This is a genomic window from uncultured Proteiniphilum sp., from assembly GCF_937873925.1.
GTDB lineage: Bacteria > Bacteroidota > Bacteroidia > Bacteroidales > Dysgonomonadaceae > Proteiniphilum.
Genome location: NZ_CALNAT010000104.1, coordinates 1 through 5,137 on the forward strand (window position 1 = coordinate 1; position 5,137 = coordinate 5,137).

Annotated in this window: 3 protein-coding genes; all 3 read left to right on the plus strand. The window is 41.0% G+C overall.

The genetic code is table 11. The annotated features are described in order from the left end of the window. Positions 1-212, plus strand: a 212-nt coding sequence (locus Q0502_RS07150; protein ID WP_298648971.1) for a dihydrodipicolinate synthase family protein, incomplete at its 5' end; no start/stop codon positions are given. 106 nt (positions 213-318) lie between these two features. Next, positions 319-3,462, plus strand: coding sequence for a TonB-dependent receptor (locus Q0502_RS07155; RefSeq protein ID WP_298648974.1), 3,144 nt, complete (start codon positions 319-321; stop codon positions 3,460-3,462). Between the two features lie 29 nt (positions 3,463-3,491). After that, a complete protein-coding gene (locus Q0502_RS07160; protein WP_298648977.1) occupies positions 3,492-4,946 on the plus strand; it encodes a RagB/SusD family nutrient uptake outer membrane protein in 1,455 nt (484 codons plus the stop codon). Positions 4,947-5,137: the final 191 nt, after the last annotated feature.

Here is a 5,137-nt window from a genome sequence, read left to right on the forward strand (position 1 = left end):
ATGTGGAAACGGCGCGTGCCTTTCAGATGCAGTCGGTAGAAATGGTGAAAATCATCATTAAATATGGAGGAGGGGTTAGGGGAGGCAAGGCCATTATGAATCTTATCGGAGTAGAATGTGGAACTTGCCGTCCACCATTGGCTCCATTTGAAATGGAAGAGTATGATTCTTTGAAGGAGGACCTTCGGAGATTCGGTTTGTTTATTAATTAAAGAAAAGAAGAGAGTTCGTCCAGCAAACAACACTCTCTTCTAATTAGAATTTAAAAACACAATTATTTTTAAAATCAACACAAAGATGAGAAAAAATTTTCGATTTTTGACCTTATTAACTGGTCTTATCTTTTCAGTTGCTTTTCTCCAGGCACAGGAGATGATGGTTAAAGGTAAAGTGCACGATAACGAAGGTGAGACTTTACCTGGTGTTTCTGTGGTTGTGAAAGGAACCACACACGGTACCGTCACTGATATTGACGGAAATTATGAATTGCCCACTACTTCAGGTTCAACACTGGTTTTTTCTTATGTAGGTTATCAAACATTAGAAGTAAGGGTGGCGAACTCACCAGTTATCAATGTCGTATTAAACGCATCGACAGTAGGTCTTGATGAAGTAGTGGTTGTGGGATATGGAACCCAGTCAAGACGTACGATTACATCTGCTATTACTAAAGTAGGTGGAGAGGTATTACAAAATGTACCGGTAAATACTGTTGGTGAGGGTTTGAAAGGTAAAATCGCTGGTACGCGGATCTATTCGAATAACAATACTCCGGGTAAGGATGCGACAATCCGGATCCGCGGAGGTTCCTCCATCAATAAGAGCAATGAACCCCTTATTCTTGTCGATGGAGTGGAAAGGGCTTTCGGTGGAATAAATCCGAACGATATAGAATCAATAGAAGTGCTTAAAGATGCATCGTCAACTGCTATATACGGTTCCAGAGCTTCTAATGGCGTTGTGTTGATTACAACCAAAAAAGGGTCTGTAGGAAAAGTTCCAAGCATCACTTTTGAAGCAAATATGGCATTGCAGGAAGCAGAGACACTCTATAAGTTCATGAACGCCAAGGACTACCTGAGTATCGTGCGTCCAGCGGTTGCTGTTGGACCCAACTCCAAGTATAACTGGATGGATGGTTATTCGGCCAGTTCCGGCAATACAGCTTCTTCCATCTATTCTACACGTTATCTGGGCGAAGGGGAGGCGGTGCCTACCGGTTATCAATCTATGCCTGATCCGTTGGACCCAACAAAAACCCTGATATTTCAGGATAACAATTTTCAGGATGAAATATACAAAAAGGCGGTATGGCAAAATTATTATGTGGGTCTTGACGGTGGCAATGAGGGGGTTCGTTACAATGTAAGCCTTGGGTATACTGATGATGCCGGTGTAGCTATAGCAACGGGCTTTGGCCGGTTGAATTTGCGAAGCAATATCGACGTTAACATTAATAGACATTTGTCATTGGTTGCCGGATTCGATTACTCCAGGGCAAACTCTCAGGAATATACCTATCAAATGAATGTCATCTCCCGCGGTCTGGCTACTCCTCCCACTCAGAAGAAGTACAATGACGACGGAACTCCTACAAAAGGTTACAACGCAACATCTCCCAATCCTTTATGGTATGCTTATTATAATGATAAGAGTCGTGAGGATAAAAGAATATCTGCTTTTGGAAAACTTACTTACCGTATTATCGATGGTTTGAAAGTTGAATCACAACTTTCCACCTATAATCATCATTACATAAGTGATAGTTTCCAAAAAGCTAATGAATTTAACGGACTTCGTCCTACTACTTCAACTTTTGAAGAGTTGAAACGGGATAAATTGGATATTTATGCAACCTACGACAAAGGGTTTCGTGAACACTCTTTCTCGGTGATGGGGGGGTATTCCTATCAAAAGGACAAAGGGCAGTTTTTGGACGCATCCGTTGACGGTGCAAGCTCCGATAAAGTACCCACACTGACTGCCGGTCCCAATAAAAAGGATGCCAACAGTGCCCTGACACAGGATGTGACTATCGGCTATTTCGGACGATTAACCTATGATTTTATGAAAAAATACTTGTTTTCTGTTACATTTCGTGAAGATGCCTCTTCCCGATTTGCCAAGGGTAAACAGTGGGGGTTCTTCCCCGGGTTATCTGCTGGTTGGATCATTTCTGATGAAACATTCATGCAAAATATTAAAAATCTTAATAACTTGAAATTCAGGGTAAGCTATGGCCAAACAGGGAATAATGCGATTGGTCTGTATGATGCATCCGGCAAGTATTCAACCAATGCCCGATACGATGGATATGCAGGGATTGTTGCTTCTACCATGCCCAATATAGACTTGACTTGGGAGACCTCTACACAGCTTGATTTAGGGTTCGATCTGTCTCTGTTTAACAATCGTCTTGGTTTGACTGCTGATTATTTTGATAAAAGAACGGAAAACCTCCTTTTTAGCAAAGAACTGCCTAATACTACCGGTTTTTCCTCAGTACAAACCAATATAGGAGAAGTGAAATTTTATGGATTTGATCTTGAAATAATCTCCTCCAATATTCGCAAATCAAATTTTGAATGGGACTCAAAGTTTACGTTGAGTTTCGTGAAAAATAAAGTGCTAAAACTACCCGATAATGGCCGGGACCGTAATCGGATTGGCGGCATAACATTGGCTGATGGTACTGCTTTTGGCGGTACTGCCGAGGGCGAACCGCTATATCGTTACTACGGTTATGTAGTAGACTATATTATTGAAACACAGGAACAGGCTGATAATGCTATGTACGACAATTCAGCAAAAGGCTATCGTCACTCCGATAATAAGAAGATAGCGGGTCGTAAGGAAATTGGTGATTACGAATGGTTGAATCGCCCAGGAAGCCAGACAAAAAATGGGAAAGATTATATCGACAGCCAAGATCAGTTTTTTTTAGGTTATACTGTCCCGCATACAACCGGTGGTTTATCGAATACGTTTACATATAAAAACTTCTCAATGAACATATTTGTCGATTGGGCCTTGGGGCATTCCATCAATAATAATTCCGAGATGCGTTATTTTATGAACACTTTTGCCAACAACTATGCCCTTATAGACAAGGTGAAACAGACATGGAAGCAACCCGGTGATCAGACAAAGTATGCTCGGTTTACCGCAAACGATCCGGACGATGGGAATGCCAACTTTAGCCGGACATCCAATATATTCAACTATAAAGGAGATTATCTTTGTATTCGTGAAATAAGTTTGCAATATAATGTACCCGCCCCAAAACTGACAAAATTGGGGATGCAGAACCTGGCAATAATAATAGCGGGTAACAATTTGCATTATTTCACTGCGGTGGAAGGGGTTTCACCCGAAGTCGGAGCTTCCACGACCTATAATGAATATTACTATAATTATCCTCCAATCCGCAAATATTCAGTCGGACTAAAAGTGACATTTTAATTAATGTGAAAAACTAAAAAATGGAAATTATGAAAAGCAAAAAAATTATACTCTTTTTCTCAATTTGTACGCTTCTGGTATCGTGTCACGGTGACCTCGATATCATCCAAAAGAGTGCGGTGTCTGCCAACTCTATGTGGCAGGATGAAGGAGATGCTACTTCGGCTATATATGGCCTTTATAACAGATTTAGATCTACTTTTGAATATGGATATATGTATTGGGGTGAATACCGGACCGGATTATGGACCGATGGTCTTGCTGGTCAGACATCACGCGATCAGGTTTATCAGAATCAGATACCAACCAATCATGGATATGCCGATTGGAATGATTTATATACAACCATTAACCAGGCTAATTTAATCATCAAATACACTCCAAAGATTAAATTCAATAATGAGGAAACAAAGAATAAGGTGTTAGGGAATGCTTATTTTGTAAGGGCTTTTTGTTATTACTGGATTGGTCGGATATGGGGAGATGCTCCGGTATTGTTGGAGGGTTTTGAATCGGACAAGCAAGAAGGGTTATACCCTGAACGGAATCCTGCGGAACAAGTTTTTAAACAAGTCGGCGATGATCTCCTGTTGGCACTCAACCATATGCCTGCTACGGTAACCGATCGTAAACTCGCTTCTTCCGCGGCTATTCAGATGTTAATAGCGGATTATAACCTGTGGATGTATAAGGTGCGCGATGGAGGCGTAACCGCATTGAACAATGCAGCCACAGCTATTGCTTCTGTATTAGGAAACAGTAACTACAGCCTGATAAACGATTATTCATCGATTTTTAAAGATGAAGGTGGCCCAGAGGTGATTTTTGTCTGGAGCTATTTGCAGGACGAACATACAACTGGTGCCACAATTGACTGGCTGGTCCCTTCCCAGTATGTTTCCCCCGAATACATTGAAAACCCGGTAAAAGTGGGAAGCCACCAACAATGGTGTTTCTATACGGATGATTACAAGGCATTACTCTCAGAAAACGAAAATGACCAGCGAACCATAGTCAGTTTTCAAACCTTCTTTGATGATAAGAAAAACGTGACCTTCCAGTGGATTAACAAGTTTGCAGGAACATGGGTAAGTGGAACCCGTATTTTCGATTCTGATGTGATTGTTTACCGTTACGCAGACGCAGTTTTGTTTGATGCAGAAATTAAAAATGCAAAAAATGACCGTGCCGGAGCCATTGCTTCTCTCAACAGAATTGCAAAACGGGCCTATGGTATTGATAATTTTTATCCGAATACGCTTACAACTTCTGAAATTGATGCATTGATACTGAAGGAAAGAATGAAAGAGTTTGCCGCTGAAGGGAAGCTTTGGTGGGATTATATCCGTTTTGATGTGGCTTTTGAAAAAAATCCGTTCCTTGTGGGGCGTGAAAATCAACAAAATGTGTTGTTGTGGCCTGTAGCACAGACTTCCATTAATAAAAATCCTAATCTTAAGCAGACTCCAGGGTACGATAGATAGAAATGAGTTAAACAGATTGAGCGGCCTTTGTAAAAAAGGCCGCTCAAAACAACTTATAATCTTTTTATCATGCAAAGAAAAATATTGTTTTTACTCTCTCTGGTTATGCTGACCATCTCATGTGGATACAACGATAGAGTAAGCGCCGAAATAGATTCGCCCACTCTTCCCGTTCTGACTGGAAAAAAGTA